At 74.8% G+C, this 2,634-nt stretch carries 1 protein-coding gene; it reads right to left on the reverse strand.

What is annotated here, in order from left to right:
- Positions 1-292 precede the first annotated feature (292 nt).
- Positions 293-1,435, reverse strand: coding sequence for a metallophosphoesterase family protein (locus tag SSBG_RS14660; RefSeq protein WP_050776776.1), 1,143 nt, complete (start codon positions 1,433-1,435; stop codon positions 293-295).
- Positions 1,436-2,634 lie beyond the last annotated feature (1,199 nt).

A 2,634-nucleotide genomic window follows, 5' to 3' on the forward strand; every position in this document is an offset into this window, starting at 1 on the left:
CCGGGCGGCGCGCCCGTCCGGGCAGGCGGGGAGGGGCGTGCGGACGGCGGTCGCCGCCGCGCGCCGGGCGGCACGGCTCCGCCACGCGCCGGAGCGGAACCGGGGTACGTACGGGCCGGGGGTGGGACGGCGGCGGGTACGGCGGACCCGGGGTGGTACGGCGCGGCGCGAGGCGAAGCCGTGCGGCCCCGGCGGGCGCGTGGCCGCGTGGCACGGCGCGGGCCGTGCGGTGGGAGCGGGTGCGGGCCGTGGTGGCGGCGTACGACGGGAGCCGGGGCGGGCCGGGGGATCGTCAGGCGGGGAAGGGCACCTGACGTACCAGCAGGGTGCCCGCCATGGTCACGCCGCCGTCCATCGCGACCGCCAGCCGGTCCGCGTAAATGTGCGGGTCCTCGATCACCGGACGCTGGATCTCTTCGCCGTCCTCGGAGCCGACGTCGCCGAGGAGGTACGGAATGGGGCTGTGGCCGTGGACGATGCGCGAGCCGCCGAAGGTGTCGAGCAGTTCCCGCACCGCCTCGGGCCCCGTCCGTTCGTCACGGAAGGCGAAGCGCTTGGTGAACTTGCGGAACAGGTCCCAGCACTCGTCGGGGTCGTTGCGGGTGAGGACGTCGTGGATCGTGTCGTTGACGGCCTCGATCGTGGAGCCGTAGTCGAGATAGGCGGTGGTGTCGGAGTGCACCAGCAGGTGCTCGTCCTCCTCCACGATCGCGTCGAGCCGGGACATCCACTGGAGGTGCACGTCCTGGAGACGGTCCATGTCCGTCTTCTGGCCACCGTTGAGGAGCCAGGCCGCCTGGAAGGTCGCGGTGCCCGCCCCGGAGCTGACCGGGGTGTCGCCGAAGCGGCGCGCACCGAGGAGGAGCAATTCGTGATTGCCCATCAGGGCCTTGCAGTACCCGCCGGCGGCGGCGGCCTCGGCCGACAGGCGCATGACGAGGTCGATGACTCCGATGCCGTCGGGGCCCCGGTCGGTGAAGTCGCCGAGGAACCAGAGCCGCGCGTTCCCCGCCGCCCAGCGGGCTTCCTCGTCGAGCAGGCCCTGTTCCTGGAGGGCGGCCACGAGCGCGTCGAGGTAGCCGTGCACGTCGCCGACGACGTAGAGCGGCCCGAGGCCGCTCGCGGACGGCTCCGGCGCGGGCTCCGGCTGGGAGCCGATGACGGGCAGGTCGCGCTGGGTGGGGGTGTAGTCCTCGTCCAGGGGAACCCGGGGAGCCTCGGGACCGGCGGCCGGCGCGGCCTCTGGCTGCGCGACCGCCTCGGGGGCCTGACGTTCCGCGTACGCCTGTGCCGCGTCCGCGTACCTGTCGCCCTCGCCCGCGTAGGGCTCCGCTCCGTCCGCGAACGCTTCGGGCTGGGGCATGTAGGCGGGGACGCGGAAATCGCGCACCGTCGGTGTTCGTTCCACGGGTCCCTGACCGGCCCCCTGAGTCATTGACCCCTCCACCACGATCGCGCCGCTCCCCACCGCCCGGACTGCTCGGTCGCAGCGGCCCTCGGTGTCGTTCGCCCATCATAGGAATGCGGTGCCGGGTGTGGGACGCATCAGGGTCGTGAATCCCGCCGCACTCTGCCCCTGGACGGTGTTTTGCGCCGAAATGGCGGGGCGGGGCGCCCTTTCCGGCGCCCACGGCGTTCGCACCGAGCGGGGCCCCGGTCCCCCGTAGGGAGTACGGGCGGGGCGGGACCGGGCGTGGGGGAGGGAAGGTCCCACGGGGGAAGGGGCTTGGGGCGGGGGATGGCGGGGCCGTGGAGGTTGGCGTTGTACGGGGCGTGGGGTCTGGGGGGTGCGGGCGTCGTGGGGCCGGGGTGGGCCGCGCGGAGCGTCCGTGCTGGTGTTGGGCCGCTGTGAGCGTGTGCGGGGGCGTGGGGCTGTGCCCGATGCGTGCGCGCGGGGGCTGGGCCGCCCGCGATGCGTCGGCGCTGGGGCGTGATCGGGAGTGCGCGCGTCGGCGCCGGGCTCCCGTCGTGAAGGGCTCGCTGGGACGCTCGGCTTCGCCCCGGCTTCCGCTCCGGCGCTGGGCGGGGTCCGGAAGTGTCTGCCTCGGCGCTACGCCTGGCCCTGGGGCGCGTGCTCCGGTGCTCGGCTCTGCCGTGGGGCGCGGGCTTCGGTGGTGGGCTCCAACGTCCGATCCGGCGTTGGGCTAAACCCAGAAGTGCGTGTCCCGGTAGTACGCCGCGTCCTGAGGCGTGCCCTGGTGCTGGGCTTCGCCCGCAGGTACCTGCGGGCGTGCTTGGCTTCGCGCGGAGGCGCCTGCCCCGGTGCCGAGCTCCGTCCCGAGGCGCTTGCTCCGGCGGCGGGCCCCGTCCTGAGGCGTTTGCCGTGACGCCTGACTCCGTCGTGAATTGCTCGCTCCGGCGCTGGGTTCCGCCCGGAGGGGGCCGTCTCAAAGTAGCAACGTCGAAGCCGTGGCCCCGGGGACGTACGCCGGGGGGCCTGCCTCGGCCCGGGACCACCGCGATGGGGGGCCGATTTCGGACCGGCCCCGTACGCGTCGTTGGCGGGACGCCCCAGCACCTGGGCTGCGCGCCGGCCCGGAGCCCGCTCAGCCGCCGGCGGCGGGGCCCAAGCCCCGACCCCAGGCCCCCGAGGCCAGGACTCAAGCCTGCTCAGGTCGCGGAACTGAGGGCTGG

This window comes from Streptomyces sp. SPB074, from assembly GCF_000154905.1.
Classification (GTDB): Bacteria; Actinomycetota; Actinomycetes; order Streptomycetales; family Streptomycetaceae; genus Streptomyces.